At 70.4% G+C, this 13,349-nt stretch carries 15 protein-coding genes and 12 tRNA genes; 22 read left to right on the top strand and 5 right to left on the bottom strand.

All coding sequences use genetic code 11. From position 1 onward, the window contains the following. Nucleotides 1-40: 40 nt before the first annotated feature. Genes AB0H62_RS14185 through AB0H62_RS14170 form a run of 4 tightly spaced genes read left to right on the top strand, consistent with a single transcriptional unit; the run spans nt 41 to nt 3,437 of the window. The gene (locus AB0H62_RS14185) at nt 41-1,138 is read left to right on the top strand and encodes an ABC transporter substrate-binding protein (protein WP_360586272.1); all 1,098 of its coding nucleotides are present in this window, start codon (nt 41-43) and stop codon (nt 1,136-1,138) included. A gap of 40 nt (nt 1,139-1,178) precedes the next feature. After that, nucleotides 1,179-2,357, top strand: a complete 1,179-nt coding sequence (locus AB0H62_RS14180; protein ID WP_360586270.1) for a CoA transferase — start codon at nt 1,179-1,181, stop codon at nt 2,355-2,357. Nucleotides 2,358-2,413: 56 nt separating this feature from the next. Next, a complete protein-coding gene (locus AB0H62_RS14175) occupies nt 2,414-3,031 on the top strand; it encodes a TetR/AcrR family transcriptional regulator (protein ID WP_360586268.1) in 618 nt (205 codons plus the stop codon). Nucleotides 3,032-3,086: 55 nt separating this feature from the next. Next, entirely contained in the window at nt 3,087-3,437 is a 351-nt protein-coding gene (locus tag AB0H62_RS14170) for a VOC family protein (protein WP_360586266.1), read from the top strand. A 25-nt stretch (nt 3,438-3,462) separates the two neighbouring features. Here AB0H62_RS14170 and AB0H62_RS14165 read toward each other — a convergent pair whose 3' ends face one another. Both AB0H62_RS14165 and AB0H62_RS14160 read right to left on the bottom strand, forming a co-directional pair. Then, entirely contained in the window at nt 3,463-4,158 is a 696-nt protein-coding gene (locus tag AB0H62_RS14165; RefSeq protein WP_360586264.1) for a type 1 glutamine amidotransferase domain-containing protein, read from the bottom strand. Between the two features lie 103 nt (nt 4,159-4,261). After that, a complete protein-coding gene (locus AB0H62_RS14160) occupies nt 4,262-5,290 on the bottom strand; it encodes a nitronate monooxygenase (RefSeq protein WP_360586262.1) in 1,029 nt (342 codons plus the stop codon). Nucleotides 5,291-5,395: 105 nt separating this feature from the next. Here AB0H62_RS14160 and AB0H62_RS14155 point away from each other — a divergent pair, with 105 nt between their 5' ends. From AB0H62_RS14155 to AB0H62_RS14080, 16 genes are all read left to right on the top strand, one after another. Then, nucleotides 5,396-6,253 carry a LysR family transcriptional regulator gene (locus AB0H62_RS14155; RefSeq protein WP_360586260.1) on the top strand — a complete coding sequence of 286 codons (858 nt, stop codon included), beginning with the start codon at nt 5,396-5,398 and terminating at the stop codon, nt 6,251-6,253. Nucleotides 6,254-6,362: 109 nt separating this feature from the next. After that, complete coding sequence (locus AB0H62_RS14150; RefSeq protein ID WP_220242130.1) at nt 6,363-6,533, top strand: hypothetical protein; 171 nt, start codon at nt 6,363-6,365, stop codon at nt 6,531-6,533. A gap of 202 nt (nt 6,534-6,735) precedes the next feature. After that, nucleotides 6,736-6,820, top strand: a tRNA-Tyr gene (locus AB0H62_RS14145). Between the two features lie 17 nt (nt 6,821-6,837). Continuing rightward, nucleotides 6,838-6,912, top strand: a tRNA-Glu gene (locus AB0H62_RS14140). Between the two features lies 1 nt (nt 6,913). Then, nucleotides 6,914-6,987: transfer RNA gene (locus AB0H62_RS14135), tRNA-Arg, on the top strand. 12 nt (nt 6,988-6,999) lie between these two features. Further along, nucleotides 7,000-7,072, top strand: a tRNA-Asp gene (locus tag AB0H62_RS14130). A 136-nt stretch (nt 7,073-7,208) separates the two neighbouring features. After that, a tRNA-OTHER gene (locus AB0H62_RS14125) sits at nt 7,209-7,279 on the top strand. Nucleotide 7,280: 1 nt separating this feature from the next. Then, nucleotides 7,281-7,354: transfer RNA gene (locus AB0H62_RS14120), tRNA-Leu, on the top strand. A gap of 43 nt (nt 7,355-7,397) precedes the next feature. Continuing rightward, nucleotides 7,398-7,471: transfer RNA gene (locus AB0H62_RS14115), tRNA-Leu, on the top strand. 5 nt (nt 7,472-7,476) lie between these two features. After that, nucleotides 7,477-7,548, top strand: a tRNA-Gln gene (locus tag AB0H62_RS14110). Nucleotides 7,549-7,558: 10 nt separating this feature from the next. Beyond that, a tRNA-Gln gene (locus tag AB0H62_RS14105) sits at nt 7,559-7,630 on the top strand. An 18-nt stretch (nt 7,631-7,648) separates the two neighbouring features. Continuing rightward, nucleotides 7,649-7,738, top strand: a tRNA-Ser gene (locus AB0H62_RS14100). 35 nt (nt 7,739-7,773) lie between these two features. After that, nucleotides 7,774-7,863 (top strand) — tRNA-Ser (locus tag AB0H62_RS14095). A gap of 26 nt (nt 7,864-7,889) precedes the next feature. Beyond that, nucleotides 7,890-7,961, top strand: a tRNA-Arg gene (locus AB0H62_RS14090). A 762-nt stretch (nt 7,962-8,723) separates the two neighbouring features. After that, nucleotides 8,724-9,170 (top strand): hypothetical protein, encoded by a 447-nt coding sequence (locus AB0H62_RS14085; RefSeq protein ID WP_220242129.1) that lies wholly within the window; start codon nt 8,724-8,726, stop codon nt 9,168-9,170. A 25-nt stretch (nt 9,171-9,195) separates the two neighbouring features. Next, nucleotides 9,196-9,780, top strand: a complete 585-nt coding sequence (locus tag AB0H62_RS14080; protein ID WP_220242128.1) for a uracil-DNA glycosylase family protein — start codon at nt 9,196-9,198, stop codon at nt 9,778-9,780. Between the two features lie 9 nt (nt 9,781-9,789). Here AB0H62_RS14080 and AB0H62_RS14075 read toward each other — a convergent pair whose 3' ends face one another. Together AB0H62_RS14075 and AB0H62_RS14070 are read right to left on the bottom strand one after the other, a co-directional pair. Next, complete coding sequence (locus AB0H62_RS14075) at nt 9,790-10,701, bottom strand: glutaminase (protein WP_220242127.1); 912 nt, start codon at nt 10,699-10,701, stop codon at nt 9,790-9,792. A 47-nt stretch (nt 10,702-10,748) separates the two neighbouring features. After that, complete coding sequence (locus tag AB0H62_RS14070) at nt 10,749-11,198, bottom strand: group II truncated hemoglobin (protein ID WP_220242126.1); 450 nt, start codon at nt 11,196-11,198, stop codon at nt 10,749-10,751. An 83-nt stretch (nt 11,199-11,281) separates the two neighbouring features. On the opposite strand from AB0H62_RS14070, the gene AB0H62_RS14065 reads away from it, so the two are divergent. Continuing rightward, nucleotides 11,282-11,581 carry a hypothetical protein gene (locus AB0H62_RS14065; RefSeq protein WP_360586256.1) on the top strand — a complete coding sequence of 100 codons (300 nt, stop codon included), beginning with the start codon at nt 11,282-11,284 and terminating at the stop codon, nt 11,579-11,581. A gap of 22 nt (nt 11,582-11,603) precedes the next feature. Then, nucleotides 11,604-12,491 carry an alpha/beta hydrolase gene (locus AB0H62_RS14060; RefSeq protein WP_220242124.1) on the top strand — a complete coding sequence of 296 codons (888 nt, stop codon included), beginning with the start codon at nt 11,604-11,606 and terminating at the stop codon, nt 12,489-12,491. On the opposite strand, the gene AB0H62_RS14055 is transcribed toward AB0H62_RS14060, so the two are convergent. Beyond that, nucleotides 12,488-13,204: an SDR family oxidoreductase gene (locus AB0H62_RS14055; RefSeq protein ID WP_360586254.1), complete on the bottom strand. Its 717-nt coding sequence runs from the start codon at nt 13,202-13,204 to the stop codon at nt 12,488-12,490. The genes AB0H62_RS14060 and AB0H62_RS14055 overlap by 4 nt on opposite strands. Nucleotides 13,205-13,349 lie beyond the last annotated feature (145 nt).

The following is a 13,349-nucleotide window of genomic DNA, read 5'->3' as shown; positions in this document are numbered from 1 at the left end:
CCCGTCCCCCACCCCTTCCCGTGTTTTCCTCAGGAGAGCCATGTCCAGAACCACCCGGGCGCTCTGCGCCACCGCCGTCACGGCGGGCCTGGTGTTCGCGAGCGCGTGTGCCCCGTCGTCGCAGCAGAACCAGGCCACCGACGCCAAGCAGGTGTCCGTGCTGCCGGCCGGCATGAGCCTGTCGGGCAAGCCCGGCACGCCCGCGCCCAAACCGCTGGCGCAGCGTGCTTCGCTCAAGGTCGGCATCCCGTCCAAACTGGAGCTCGAAGCGCCGGCGCTGCTCGCCCAGGTCTACGGCGAGTTCGGCAAGGAGAACCTTGACGTCACGTTCGTCACCGACACGGTGCCGAACCTGCTCACGTTGCTGGGACAGGACAAGATCGACCTCGTCTACGCCGGTGCGCAGGCACTGGTCTTCAACGCGCTGCGCCACGGCGTCCCGATCCGCTGGGTCTCCGGCGTCGCTTCGTCCTCTCCGGACAGTGGCGTCTACATGAGTACCAAGTACGGCAGCAAGGCGAGCGACTTCAACCCGGCTTCGTTGAAGGGCAAGAACATCGGCGTCAACCCCGGTGGCCTGGCGGCTCCGTCGGAGTACGGGCTGTACGACCTGATCACCAAGGGTGGCCTCAAGCCCGCCGACGTGCGGATGACTCCGTTCAGCGACATCGCCGCGATGGTCCAGGCGCTCAACAACGGCTCGATCGACGGCGCCACCCTCGGCCCGCCGTTCACCGCGAGCATCAAGCCGGGCACCGCGTTCAACGCCGAAGGCGGGTACCCGGACAGCATGCAGATCGCCGGCTACTTCGCAACCACCGACCTGCTCGGTGAACACCGCGACGCGGGTGTCGCGTTCTTCCGCGCGGTGGAGCGGACCGTGAACACGCACCTGTCCGGTGACTACCACCAGGACACCGACGTGATGACCAAGATGGCCCAGCAGCTCGGCACGACCGTCGACACGCTGCGGATCGCGCCGTCGGTGCCGTTCGACTTCAACGTGCCCGCCGAATCGGTGGCGAGCCTGCAGAAGATGTACCAGGCCGTGCCGAACACGCTGCAGATCGACTCCCCGGTGAAGCCCGAAGAGCTGATCGACCTGTCGCTCGTGATCGACGCGGCGCAAGGCAAGTGAACCCCCGCATCCCGACGCGAGCACGGAGGACAACCACACGATGAGCGACGCGCTGGCCGGTGTCCGGGTCCTCGACGCCGCGACCGTCCTCGCCGGACCGGTCTCGGCGACGATCCTGGGCGACTTCGGCGCCGAGGTGGTCAAGATCGAAGACCCGAAGGTCGGCGATTTCACCCGCGGCGGCGGGCGGTCGCCGGGCTGGCTCCAGGAGGGACGCAACAAGAAGTCCGTGGCGCTCGATCTCCGGACGTCCGAAGGGCAGGACGTGTTCCACCGGCTGGTGCCGCACTTCGACGTGGTGGTCACGAACTTCCGCCCGCCGACGCTCGAGCGCTACCGCATGCTGCCCGAGCACCTGCAGCCCCTCAACCCGCGGGCGATCCTGTTGTACCTCACGGGGTTCGGCCTCACCGGGCCCTACCGCGACCGCGGCGCGTTCGACCGGATCGCGAGTGCCTACAGTGGACTGACCTACGCCACAGGCGAGCCGGAACGGCCGCCGGTGCGCAGCGGATACTCGGTGATCGACTACATGAGCGCCTACCTCGCGGCGTTCTCCGTCGTGTCCGCGCTGTACCACCGCGATCACGGTTCGGGCTCGGGCCAGGTCATCGACCTGGCGCTGTACGAGGCGGCGTTGCGGTCCAGTGAGGACTCGGTGACCGCCTACGGCCTCGACCGCCAGGTCCGGGAACGGCTGGGCAACAAGAACCCGGCCATCGTCCCGGCGTCGGACTTCGTGACGTCCGACGATCGCCGGGTGTCGCTGCACGCGGGCACCGACTCGCTGTTCCGGCGCCTGTCCGCGGTGATGAACCAGCCCGAGCTGGCCGACGACCCGCGCTTCGCCGACCGCCCCGCCCGGATCCGCCACCAGGACGAGCTGTACCCGCTCATCAGCGAGTGGGTCTCGCGGCTGACCGCCGACGAGGTGGTGAAACTGCTGAGCGACGCCGACATTCCGGCGTCGCCGATCATGAGCGTCGCCGACCTGATGAACGACCCGCACTGCCGGGCCCGCGGCTCCGTGATCACTGTGGACGACGCGGAGTTCGGCGAGGTCCCGATGGTCGCGCCGCTGCCGCACCTGAGTGCGACGCCCGGCAGTGTCCGCTGGGCCGGCACGACGTTGGGCGCGCACACCGAAGAGGTGCTCGGCGGCCTGCTGGGCCTGTCCACCGCGGAGCTCGACGCGTTGCGGGGCCGGGGTGTGGTGTGAGCGATCACTAGACTGCGAGGTCGGAGCAGGTGAGAAGAGTGCACACGGGAGATGATGTGAACGACACCGCCGGGCAGGCGTCGAGCCGGCGCGGGCGCGACCGGGCCCGCACCGAGGCCGACCTCCTCCAGGCGACTTTCGACCTGCTCCAGCGCGACGGGATCTTCGCCGGGCTGAACCTGCAGGAGGTCGCCGACCGCTCCGGGGTGAACCGCGGCCAGATCTACCAGTACTTCGGAGACCGGCGATCCCTGCTGAGGGCGGCCGTGGCCCATCGCGCCCGGGAATGGGCGGCAGGCGCGAAACGGCACTGGGAGGCGTCGTTCCTCGGCCGGCGCAAGGCGATGTTCCGCAGCGCGCTCGCGAACCCTGCGCCCACGCTGGTCGAGGCGCTGCTCGCGATCGACGGCGACCCGGACTACCACGCTCTGCCCGAGATCGAGAAGACGAGAGCCGCTCTCCAACGCGACCAGGCCACCGGTGCCCTGCCCGCCGACGGCGACGCGATCGCGATGCACGTGTTCATGGTCGCGGCGTACAAGGGCTACCTCATCTTCCGCGAGGCGCTCGCGCGTGACGTCGGTGTGCCGGTCGAGGAGCTCGACGCCCGCGTGCTGGCCGTGCACGACCAGGTGGCCGGGGCGATGACCGAGGGCGACCCGCGGGACCGATGAGTTTTCGCGGCGGCGGTGGTCTACCCCTCCGTCAACCGTCGAGAGGAGTGGTTCCGTGGACCTGTACACGATCATGTGCGTGAGCGACCTGCCCCGGGCCCTGGAGTGGTTCACCGCGTTCCTGGGCCGGCCCGCCGACGAGGTCATCGGCGAGGAGCACCTGTGGCAGCTGGGCGAAGCCGCGTGGCTCGTGGTCGACGCGCGGGAGGTGCGCGCCGAGGGCGTGGGCCGGGCGATGGTCACCCTCGGCGTCACCGATCTCGACGAGATCCTCGCCCGCCTCGCCGCGCAGGGCATCACGCACGAACCCGTCGAGACCTACGCCAACGGCGTGCGCCACGTCGTGGTCCTCGACCCGGACGGGAACAGCCTCTCGCTCGCGCAATCGCCGGCGGAGCCCGCGTAGCCGCGCACCCCGCCGGCGATCGGGCCTATTTCAGGGCTTTGAGGAGTTCCTGGGCCAGCGGCGCGGCCGACGCCGGGTTCTGTCCCGTGTAGAGGGTGCGGTCGACGACCGTGTATGGCTGCCAGTCCGGCCCGCGTTCGAACGCGACGCCGAGCTTGCCCAGCTCGTCCTCCAGCAGCCACTTCGCCTTCGGGCCGAGGCCGACCGCGTTCTCCTCGTCGTTGGTGAACCCGGTGACGCGGTAGCCGGCGAACGGCGACTCGCCCCGCTCGTCGCGCGTCGCCAGCAGCGCGGCGGGCGCGTGGCACACCACGGCGAGCGGCTTGCCCGACGCGAGGGCGGCGTTGAGCAGAGCACCGGAGTCGGCGTCGTGGGAGAGGTCCTCCATCGGACCGTGGCCGCCGGGGTAGTAGACGGCGTCGTAGTCCGACAGGTTCACGTCCGTGAGCACGATCGGCTCGCGCAGTTCGCCGGCGGACTCGAGGACCTGCGCGAGCTTCGCGGCCTCTTCCTCGCCGCCGGCCATGTCCGGGTTCAGGCTGCCCTGGTCCACGGTCGGCACCACGCCGCCCGGGGTCGCCACCACGATCGTGTGGCCCGCGTCCTTGAGCGCGGTGTACGGGGCGGCGAACTCCTCGGCCCAGTACCCGGTCGGATGCCGAGTTCCGTCGTTGAGCGTCCAGTGGTCGGCGCCCGTCATGACGAACAGGACTCGTGCCATGGTTCTCGTTCTCCTCTGGTCGATCATGGATTGCCTTGGTGGGGTACCCGTTCTGGCCGCCGGCGACCTGTCGCCGAGCTCACCCGTCCGGTTGACGGGTGGGCTAGAGCCGGGGGGAGAGCCGTGTGAGGATGTCGGCCGCGGGTTCGGCGGTGGCGTGCCGGTAGCCGGTGCCTGCCCACAGGTTGACGCGCTCGGGATCACCGGCCTGCACGGCCGCCTTGCGCAGCGCGCTGGTCAGGTGGTGCAGGGCCGGGTACCCGGCGGGAGCTTCGGCCGAATGGTCGTCGGTGAACGCGTTGCGCAGGCCCCGCGCCGGGCGGCCGGTGAACGCGCGCGTGACGACGGTCTCCCGGCGGGCCGGGTCGGCCAGCGCTTCGCGGTGGGGCTTCGACGCGCCGCTCTCGTCGGACCGCAGCAGCACGGTGCCGACGGCCACGGCGATGGCTCCGGCGTTCAGCGCCTCGGCCACGGCCTCGGGAGTGGCGAGCCCGCCGGCGCCGACCAGGGGCAGCGACACGGCGGCCCCGACCTCGCCGAGGAGCCGCGGCAGCGCGACCGCCGGCGGGACGCGGTCGGGCGTGAGCGTGCCCGAGTGCCCGCCCGCGGCCGCGGCCTGCACGAGCAGGAGATCCGCGCCGGCGTCGGCGGCCAGCCGGGCCTCGTCGGCCGAAGTCACGGTCTGCGCGACCAGCGTGCCCGCGCGGCGAAGCCGGGCGAAGACCGACGCGGCCGGCAGGCCGAAGGTGAAGCTGACCAGCGGGACGGGGCCGGCGAGCAGGAGGTCGAGCTTGGCCTCCCAGTGGTCGTCGTCCTCGGTGATCGCCCGCGGGAGGTCGAGGCCGTAGCGGTCGGCGTCGGCCCGCAGCGCGCCGGCGTAGCGGCGGTAGGCGTCCGGGTCGACGGGCACCGGGTTGGGGGCGAACAGGTTGACCCCGAACGGGATGCCCAGCGCGCGGACCTGTGCGATCTGCTCGGCGAGCGCTTCGGCCGTCTTGTACCCGCCGGCGACGAAGCCGAGGCCCCCGGCGCTCGCCGCCGCGGCCACCAGGGCGGGCGTGGTACCCCCGCCCGCCATCGGCGCCGCCAGGACCGGCGAGGTCACCCCGAGACCGGACAGCGAGCTGTGCATGTCGAACGCCTTCTCTCTTCCCCGTGTGAACCCCTTCGGCTCCACGCTAGGCACCCGCGGCCGCGTTGGGAAATGCCCGTCCTGCCGCGGCTATGCTCTGCGGGCATGGTTGAGGGCACACCGGCGGGCATCGAAATCCGGCACCTGCGCGCGTTCGCGTCGGTGGCCCGGCTGGCGTCGTTCACCCGTGCCGCCCAGGAGCTCGCCATCACCCAGCCCGCGCTCAGCCGGACGGTGCGGCAGCTCGAGGAGCTGCTGCGCGTCACCCTGCTGGACCGCTCGTCGCGGCACGTGGAGCTGACGGAAGCGGGCCGCGCGTTCCTGGAGCACACGCAGCGCGTGCTGGCGGAGCTCGACCGCGGCGTCGGCGCGGCGCGGCGCCGGGGCACCGTGAAGCTGGGGTTCAGCTGGCTGCTGCCCACGCCGTGGGCGCAGGAGACCGTGGCGCGGTTCGAACGCGCCACCGGCAGTTCGGTCGACCTTGTACGCATCGACGACCCGCTCGCGGCGGTGCAGCAGGAGAAGGTGGATGTCGCGCTCGTGCGCGGGGAGGTGCGTTCGTCGCGGCTGCAGGTCGTGCACCTGTTCGACGAGGACCGGGTCGCCGTGTTCGCGGAGACGTTCCCGCTCGCCGGCGAGCCGGAGCTGGCATGGGCCGACGTGCCGAACTGGCCGCTGGTGGTCAACGTCGTCAACGGCACCACCGGCCCGTGGTCCTGGCCCGAGGGGCAGCGGCCGGCGACCGTCGTCGAGACGGCCAACTTCGACGAGTGGATCGAGAGCGTCGCCGCGGGGCGCGGGCTGGGGGTGGTGCCGGAGGTCGCGGTGCGGCGCAACATCCACCCGACGGTGCGGTTCCTCCCGATCGCCGGTGCGCCGGCGATCCCGGTCGCGCTGGCTTTCCTGCCGAGCGCGAACGGGCCGGTGCTGCGGCAGTTCGTGGAAGCGGCGCTCGGGCGGTGAAATTGGTCCGGTAATAAAGATTGACACCCGGGTGCGGGTTCGCGATTATGTAATGGAGCTGAACGCAAGAGCTCATCGGAACCAGCACAGAAACTGAGAAGGAGTCATCGTGGCGAGCATGGAGAAGCGAGGGTCGCAGCGCCGCTATCTGGGCGATCTGCGCGATGCGCTGCGCTCGTCGGATGCGCTGTCATCAATGCCGCGCCTGCCGCAAGAGCGGCTCAGTGGCTCGATGCTGCCTGAAGAGCGGCTGCTGAGCGTCGGGGGCTCCCCACCGTGACGTCGTCGACGTCATGACCGGGAGCCGCCCATCGGGAAACCGATTCGGGCGGCTTTCTCTATTTCGTGCACCCATAAATGGTGGTATATCCATTTCGTTGATGTGCTGCGCCCATTTTGTCGGCGCCTGTTCTTTCTCGGCTACCTGGTCTTTGTCAACTACACAGCGGAGCAGAAACACGCTCGCCGGCCGCGGCGAGCACGGTGGGGCTGGGCACAGGTGAGCCCACCCGGCTGTAACCCGGACGCCCTTCGGCGGCTTTGACGGTTCGACTCCGTCCCCCACCACCGACACACCAAGACAAGGCCGATGCGACTGCTGGCTAGGTCACCGCCCCTTCAAGGCGGGGGACCGGGATCGATACCCGGATCGGCTGCCACACCCCTGTAGCTCAGCTGGACAGAGCGCCGGATTACGAATCCGGAGGTCCCAGGTTCGACTCCTGGTAGGGGTACGCAGGTTTCAGGCTCACGTGGCCCAGCGGCCAGGGCAGCTCCTTGTCGAGGAGACGATCGCGGGTTCGAGTCCCGTCGTGAGCGCAGGTCCGGCACCCGAGGGGGGTGCCCGGCCGACGAGTGCGAGGGAGACGGGAACCCATCCGCTTCGGGAGCGGAAGACACCGCGTTCGACTCGCGGGCACTCGACTGAGGTTGATCAAAAGACTGTCACCAGCACGGCGCGTTGGTCCAGCGGAACGGACACCGGCCCTCACGCCGAAGACGCGGGTTCGACTCCCGCACGCGCTACGCGGTTGTAGCCCAACTGGAAGAGGCACCTGGCTGAGGGTCAGGCCAGTCGGGGTTCGAATCCCCGCAACCGCACGCAGCTCCATCGAAGACGGGTCCCCCCGCGCGCGGACCCCAAGCCCTCGTAGCCCAACCGGCAGAGGCACCGGACCCAGGCTCCGGACAGTCCAGGTTCGACTCCTGGCGAGGGCACGCTTTCCCGGGTGGTGTATCCGGCAACACGGCGGATTTTGGTTCCGCAGAGCCAGGTTCGAGTCCTGGCCCGGGAGCACCACGCGATGCCCGTTCGTCCAACCGGCAGGACTCCGGACTCTGGATCCGGCAACCGAGGTTCGAACCCTCGACGGGCAGCGGGGCGCGGCACAACGAGGAGGGCTGGCCGAGTGGCAAGGCACCGGATTGCTAATCCGTGGTCCGGGACGGCACGTCCCGGCGCGCGTTCGACCCGCGCGCCCTCCGCGCACGACGGCGGCACTCGGGTGTTGCCGGGCCAGGGAGGATTGGCCGAGTGGTAAGGCAGCCGTTTCGAAAACGGTGGTCGGGTGTGCTGAGCGCCCGCGTGGGTTCGACTCCTGCATCCTCCGCACCTCGCCCGCGCGAACCCGGCGAAGCCCTCGTGGTCCAACGGACACGACTCCGGCGTCCGAAGCCGGGAACGCAGGTTCGACTCCTGCCGGGGGCACCGCGGCACACCGCGACGCGCGGGGCCCAGTGGCCGGCCGGGGCTCATATCCCCGGATCGTCTGGATCGACACCAGGACGCGCGACCGAACTCTGCTCCGCTGGTAGTCGCCGGCTCCTTCGCGGGCCGGGGCCGGACTCGGCCCTGCGAACGAGGGCTGCTCTCGTTGGCAGGGCCGAACTTCGCGGTACGGACCTTTCCATTGTGCAGCTAGGAAAATCGGCTCTTGGAGTTCGGACCGTTCCTGTCTCCGTCCACCGTCTACCTCCCAGCCCCTCGACGCCGAGTCCGGGCGGCGGCCCGGTGACAGTCCACTCAGGACTGTCGCGGCGTGCTGCTCGACAGCAAAGCCCTGCGGCGGCTGCACCGCACGCACCACCACGCCGGACCGCGTCTGGCCGAGCTGCTGTCCCGCAACCTGCGCGACCTCGCCCGTGGCTCGCAGCGCGTCGTCGTCGCGTCCGGAACCTTCGCCGCGGGCCGGGTTTCCCGCCGCGCCGACACCGCACAGCCGGACCTCAGGCTCACGGTGACGTCGTGGACCGGGCGCAGTTTCGCGGCCAGCTCGCCCCGGCTGCGCACGGCCACCTTCGCGAACACCGACTTCACGTGGTCCCGCCGCGCTTGCCCTCGGCAGCCCGCGCAACTCGGCCTGGGGTGGGGTCGTGGCGCAACTGGGGCCGCTGGTGGTGCTGGCGATCGTCTTGCCGTGACGGATCCTCGCTACGATCGCTGGATCGCCACACCGAGGGGGACCGGCCGATGCCGCAACTGCTGGGCGCGATCGACAGCAGCATCACGGTCGAGTTTGGCCAGTTCGTGCTGCAGGAAATCCCGATGAGCCGCAACGCGCTGGCCGTGGGGGAGCCGAGCGGTGACTGGCTTGTCCTGGGCGGGGCCGGGGGACTGCTGCTGCACAGCGCCGGGAACGACCACGACCCGGCGGTGCGGGTGGAGCTGTGGGACGCCGAGCCGCCGGCGGCGCACGGCGAGTGGGACCAGGTGGTCACGGTTGGGTGCGACCTGGCCGATCAGGTGCGCCTGCAGTCGGTCACTGCCGCCATGTCGCCCGACGTGCTCACCCTGGGGCGGCCCGGCCCGCATCACGCCCGGGTGCACGAGGGCGGCCGCGCCGCGACGGCGGAGCTGGCCGAAGGTACCTTCGCCGAGGGCGTCGAAGGCTGGCTGATCCAGCTCTGGCCCGCGTGAGGGGCCCGGATATTCTCGCCGGACCATGACGAACCTCGACCGGATCCGCGCCGACCTCATCGCCGACCCCGACAACGCGTGGGCGAAGGAAGCCGGTTACGAGCCCCTCTACACCGCGGAGCCGTCGGCGAAGGTGGCGCTCATCGGGCAGGCGCCCGGGCGGAAGGCGCAGGAGAGCGGCGTCCCCTGGAACGACGCCAGCGGCGTGAAGCTGCGCGGCTGGCTCGGGGTGACCGACGAGGAGTTCTACGATCCCGGGCTGTTCGCGATCGTGCCGATGGATTTCTTCTACCCCGGCAAGGCGGCCTCCGGTGACGCGCCGCCGCGCCGCGGGGTTGCGGACAAGTGGCATCCGCGGATTTTCGCCGAGCTGCCCGAGATCCGGCTGACGGTGCTCGTCGGCAGCTACGCGCAGAAGCACTACCTGCACGCCGGGCGCGGGTGGAGCCTCACGGAGACCGTCCGGTCGTTCCGCGACTACCTGCCGTCGACGATCCCGCTCGTGCACCCGTCGCCGCTGAACGTCGGGTGGCACCTGCGGAACCCGTGGTTCGAGCAGGAGGTCGTGCCGGAGCTGCGGATGCTGGTGGCGGCCGCGTTGCAGTCCTGAGTGGACGCATCAGAAGATGCTGAGCCCCGTGACGTTGCCGAACGTCTCGAGCGCCATCGCCGCGGACACGGAGTTGCCCTTCTCGTCGAGCCCCGGCCCCCACGCCGCGATCGCGCAGCGGTCCGGCACGATCGCGAGGATCCCGCCGCCGACACCGCTCTTGCACGGCAGCCCCACGCGATACGCGAACTCGCCGGCGGCGTCGTAGGTGCCGCAGGTGAGCATGATCGCGTTGATGCGCCGGGCGTCCTGCTTCGACAGCAGGCGCGTGCCGTCGCGGCGGACGCCGTGGCGCGCCAGGACCAGCCCCGCGCGGGCGAGCTCGACGCACGAGGCCATGATCGAGCATTGGCGGAAGTAGTGGTCGAGCATCTCGTCGACGGGGTTGAGGACGTTGCCGAAATCGGCCATCAGGTAGGCCAGCGAACGGTTGCGGTTCCCGGTACGCGTCTCGGACTCGGCCATCGCCGGGTCGTAGGTGAGGTCGGGGTTCCCGGTCTCCGCGGCCAGGAACGCGCACAGGGCGCCACAGGCGTCGCCGGTGTCCGCGAGGAGCTGGTCGGTCACCAGCAGCGCGCCCGCGTTGATGAACGGGTTGCGCGGCACGCCGCGCTCGATCTCCAGCTGGATCAGCGAGTTGAACCGCGTCCCCGACGGCTCGCGGTTCACGCGCCGCCAGATCGACGCGTCGTCGTGCCCGAGCACGTGCGCGAGCGCGAACGCCTTCGAGATGCTCTGGATCGAGAACGGCACCTCCGCGTCACCCACCTGGTGCACCTCGCCGTCGACGGTCGCCACCGCGAACCCGAACTGGCCCGGGTCCACGCAGATCAGGTCGGGGATGTAGTCCGCCACCTTGCCGGCCCCGATGTGGGGCTTCGTGGCCGCCCAGACCTCACCGACAGCGCGCTCGTAGTCCACCGGCCGCCTTTCCACACGTGATCACGGCGGCTCCGATGATGTCACGACTACTGCGGGTCGTCGCCTGCCCAGGTCCAGTGGGGGACTTCGCGCAGGGGGTGGAGGTCGACGTCCGTCTCGGCGTGGGAGTTCTGCAGGGCGACCCGGGAGCCGAACTCGACGTGTTCGCGGACAGCGTCGCGGAACGGCGCGTCGCGGGGCATCCCCGCGGTGTCCAGGGCCGCGAGGTAGAGCTGGACGAACCGCTGCCGCTGGGCTTCGGTGATCTTCAGTCCCCGGTGGACGGAGATCAGGTGCGCGAACCCCAGCTCGCGCGAGAAGCGGTCCGGCCCGCCGAACGACTCGGCCGTGAACGACGTCAGGTGCTCGACGTGCCGCGGCTGTCCCGCGCCGAACAACGGCTGCAGCAGCGGATCCGCCAGCACGCTGTCGTAGAACAGCTGCTCCAGCCGGTGCAGGGCGGCTTCCCCGCCGGCGTGCTCGAACAGTGAGGGCATGCGTCCAGCGTAGGGCAGGTATCGGACATTGGCGGGCAATTTCACCGGTGGCTTGAGCGCGTGGTGGCCGCGACCCGATTCGCATGGTTGCGTTCGTCGTGGCGATCGTGCTCACGAGTGTGGCGATCCTGGTCAGCGGCGCAGCACAGACGGTGCTGCAGTATTTGGCGACGCTGGGCTTCGTTCTGGCTTGGGCCGCAACCTGCTCTGGGGTATACAACCGCGGCGAGCCCTGGTTGCGAGGTGCATGTCTGAAGAGCTTGAAGTGTGGCGGTTCTTCGCGGTTGGGGGTCTTCCTGTCGTGGCGCGAACGACGAATCGAGGCGGTCATCGTCCGGTCCCTTGGGCTGGCCGGCGATTCTGGCAGATACAGTCGATCATGAAGCCGCCCCACCGGAGGTCTCGATGAGTGTTCCCTTGCCGGAGAAGTTCGGGTACCAGCGGGTCGACGCGGGGGGCGTGCGGATCAACTGCGCGGTCGCCGGGGAGGGGCCGCCGGTGTTGCTGCTGCACGGTTATCCGCAGACGCACTTGATCTGGCACCACGTCGCGCCGCGGCTGGCGGAGGAGTTCACCGTGGTGCTGACCGATTTGCGCGGGTACGGTGACAGCGACAAGCCGGCCGGCGGCGACCAAAAATATGCCAAGCGGGCCATGGCGGACGACCAGCTCCAGGTCATGGCGAAGCTGGGCTTCGACCGCTTCGCCGTCGCTGGGCACGACCGCGGCGGGCGGGTGGGGCACCGGCTCGCGCTCGACGCGCCCGAAGCGGTAAAGGCGCTGGCGGTGCTGGACATCGTCCCCACGCGGTATGCGTTCCAGCACGCCGACAAGGACTTCGGAATGGGCTACTACCACTGGTTCTTCCTCGCCGCCGGCAACGGAATCCCCGAACGGCTGCTCGCCGGCGACCCCGAGTTCTGGGTCACCTCGCGCATGAACTCCCGCCACGACGGCGGCACGCCCTTCGATCCCGCCGCCGTCGCCGAGTACGTGCGGTGCTTCTCCGCGCCGGAGGCGATCGCCGCTTCGTGCGCGGACTACCGTGCCGCGGCGGGCATCGACCTCGAACACGACGACGCGGACGCGGCAGCGGGCCGGCTCGTCACCAGCCCGCTGCTCGCGCTGTGGGGGAACGGCAGCTTCGTCGGCCGCTCCTACGACGTGCCCGCCGCGTGGCGCGAGTACGCGACGGACCTGCGCACGCTCGCCGTCGAGAGCGACCATTACCTGCCGGAGGAACAACCGCACGTTGTCGCCGAAGCATTGCGGGACTTCTTCGCGGAGACCTAAGCCCCGGGCGTCTGCAGCGGCACCGGGCCGTCCATCAGCGGCACGCCGCCGTCGACGTGGAGGTCCAGCGCGTTGACGGCGGGGTTGCGCAGGAGGAACTGCGTGGCGTCGACGATGTCGGCCATCGTGATCGGCGTGCCGGTGAGCGTGCGCGCGGGCGGGTTGCCGGGGACCTTGCGCCAGACCGGGCTGTCGAGGACGACACCCGGGTGCAGTGCGTTGACCCGGATCGGCGCGAGCTCCCAAGCCAGCGTGCGCACGAGTGAGCTGACGCCGCCGTTGGTCGCGGACACCATCGTCGACCCGGGATACGGCCGGTCTTTCGCGCTGCCGCCGAACAGCACCACCGAGCCGTGCGGGGCGAACCGGTCGCGAAGGGCGCGGACGGCTTCGGCGTACCCGACGAGCTTGACCGTGGCGGCGCGCACCGCGTCGGCGACGCTGAACGCGTGGATGCTGCCGCCGTCCTGGTGGATGGCGGTGATGACGAGCCCGTCGATCTCGTCGACGCCAGTGAGGGCGCCGGCGATCGTCTCTGGCATCGCCAAGTCGACACCGAGCCCGGTCGCCCGTCCGCCGATTTCCCGCGCGGCGGCTTCGGCGCGGCCCGGATCGCGGCTGGTGACGATCACCGCGTCCCCGCGGTCGGCCAACGCCCCGGCGACGGCCCGCCCCAGTCCGCCGCTGCCCCCGATGACCAGGATTCGAGACACGAGCTTCCCTTCGTGAAACCTGCCGGAACGGCTACCCGCCGGCCTACGGACATCTGTCCGGCAACAGTGGACCGGAGCCACAAAGTGTGTCAAGTGCTCCCAAGACGCCAGTAGAAAGGGGAACTCAACGGCTGTTGAGTCTTGA

Source organism: Amycolatopsis sp. NPDC050768 (assembly GCF_040654155.1).
GTDB lineage: Bacteria > Actinomycetota > Actinomycetes > Mycobacteriales > Pseudonocardiaceae > Amycolatopsis.
This window is presented reverse-complemented; position numbering and strand designations above follow the sequence as displayed.

Bases quoted from the DNA above. Each gene is read 5' to 3' on its own strand.
- AB0H62_RS14065 (WP_360586256.1), top strand. From the start codon at position 11,282: ATGGTTGCGTTCGTCGTGGCGATCGTGCTCACGAGTGTGGCGATCCTG.
- AB0H62_RS14185 (WP_360586272.1), top strand. From the start codon at position 41: ATGTCCAGAACCACCCGGGCGCTCTGCGCCACCGCCGTCACGGCGGGC.
- AB0H62_RS14180 (WP_360586270.1), top strand. From the start codon at position 1,179: ATGAGCGACGCGCTGGCCGGTGTCCGGGTCCTCGACGCCGCGACCGTC.
- AB0H62_RS14070 (WP_220242126.1), bottom strand. From the start codon at position 11,198: ATGCCCTCACTGTTCGAGCACGCCGGCGGGGAAGCCGCCCTGCACCGG.
- AB0H62_RS14160 (WP_360586262.1), bottom strand. From the start codon at position 5,290: ATGCACAGCTCGCTGTCCGGTCTCGGGGTGACCTCGCCGGTCCTGGCG.
- AB0H62_RS14060 (WP_220242124.1), top strand. From the start codon at position 11,604: ATGAGTGTTCCCTTGCCGGAGAAGTTCGGGTACCAGCGGGTCGACGCG.
- AB0H62_RS14165 (WP_360586264.1), bottom strand. From the start codon at position 4,158: ATGGCACGAGTCCTGTTCGTCATGACGGGCGCCGACCACTGGACGCTC.
- AB0H62_RS14080 (WP_220242128.1), top strand. From the start codon at position 9,196: ATGACGAACCTCGACCGGATCCGCGCCGACCTCATCGCCGACCCCGAC.
- AB0H62_RS14155 (WP_360586260.1), top strand. From the start codon at position 5,396: ATGGTTGAGGGCACACCGGCGGGCATCGAAATCCGGCACCTGCGCGCG.
- AB0H62_RS14085 (WP_220242129.1), top strand. From the start codon at position 8,724: ATGCCGCAACTGCTGGGCGCGATCGACAGCAGCATCACGGTCGAGTTT.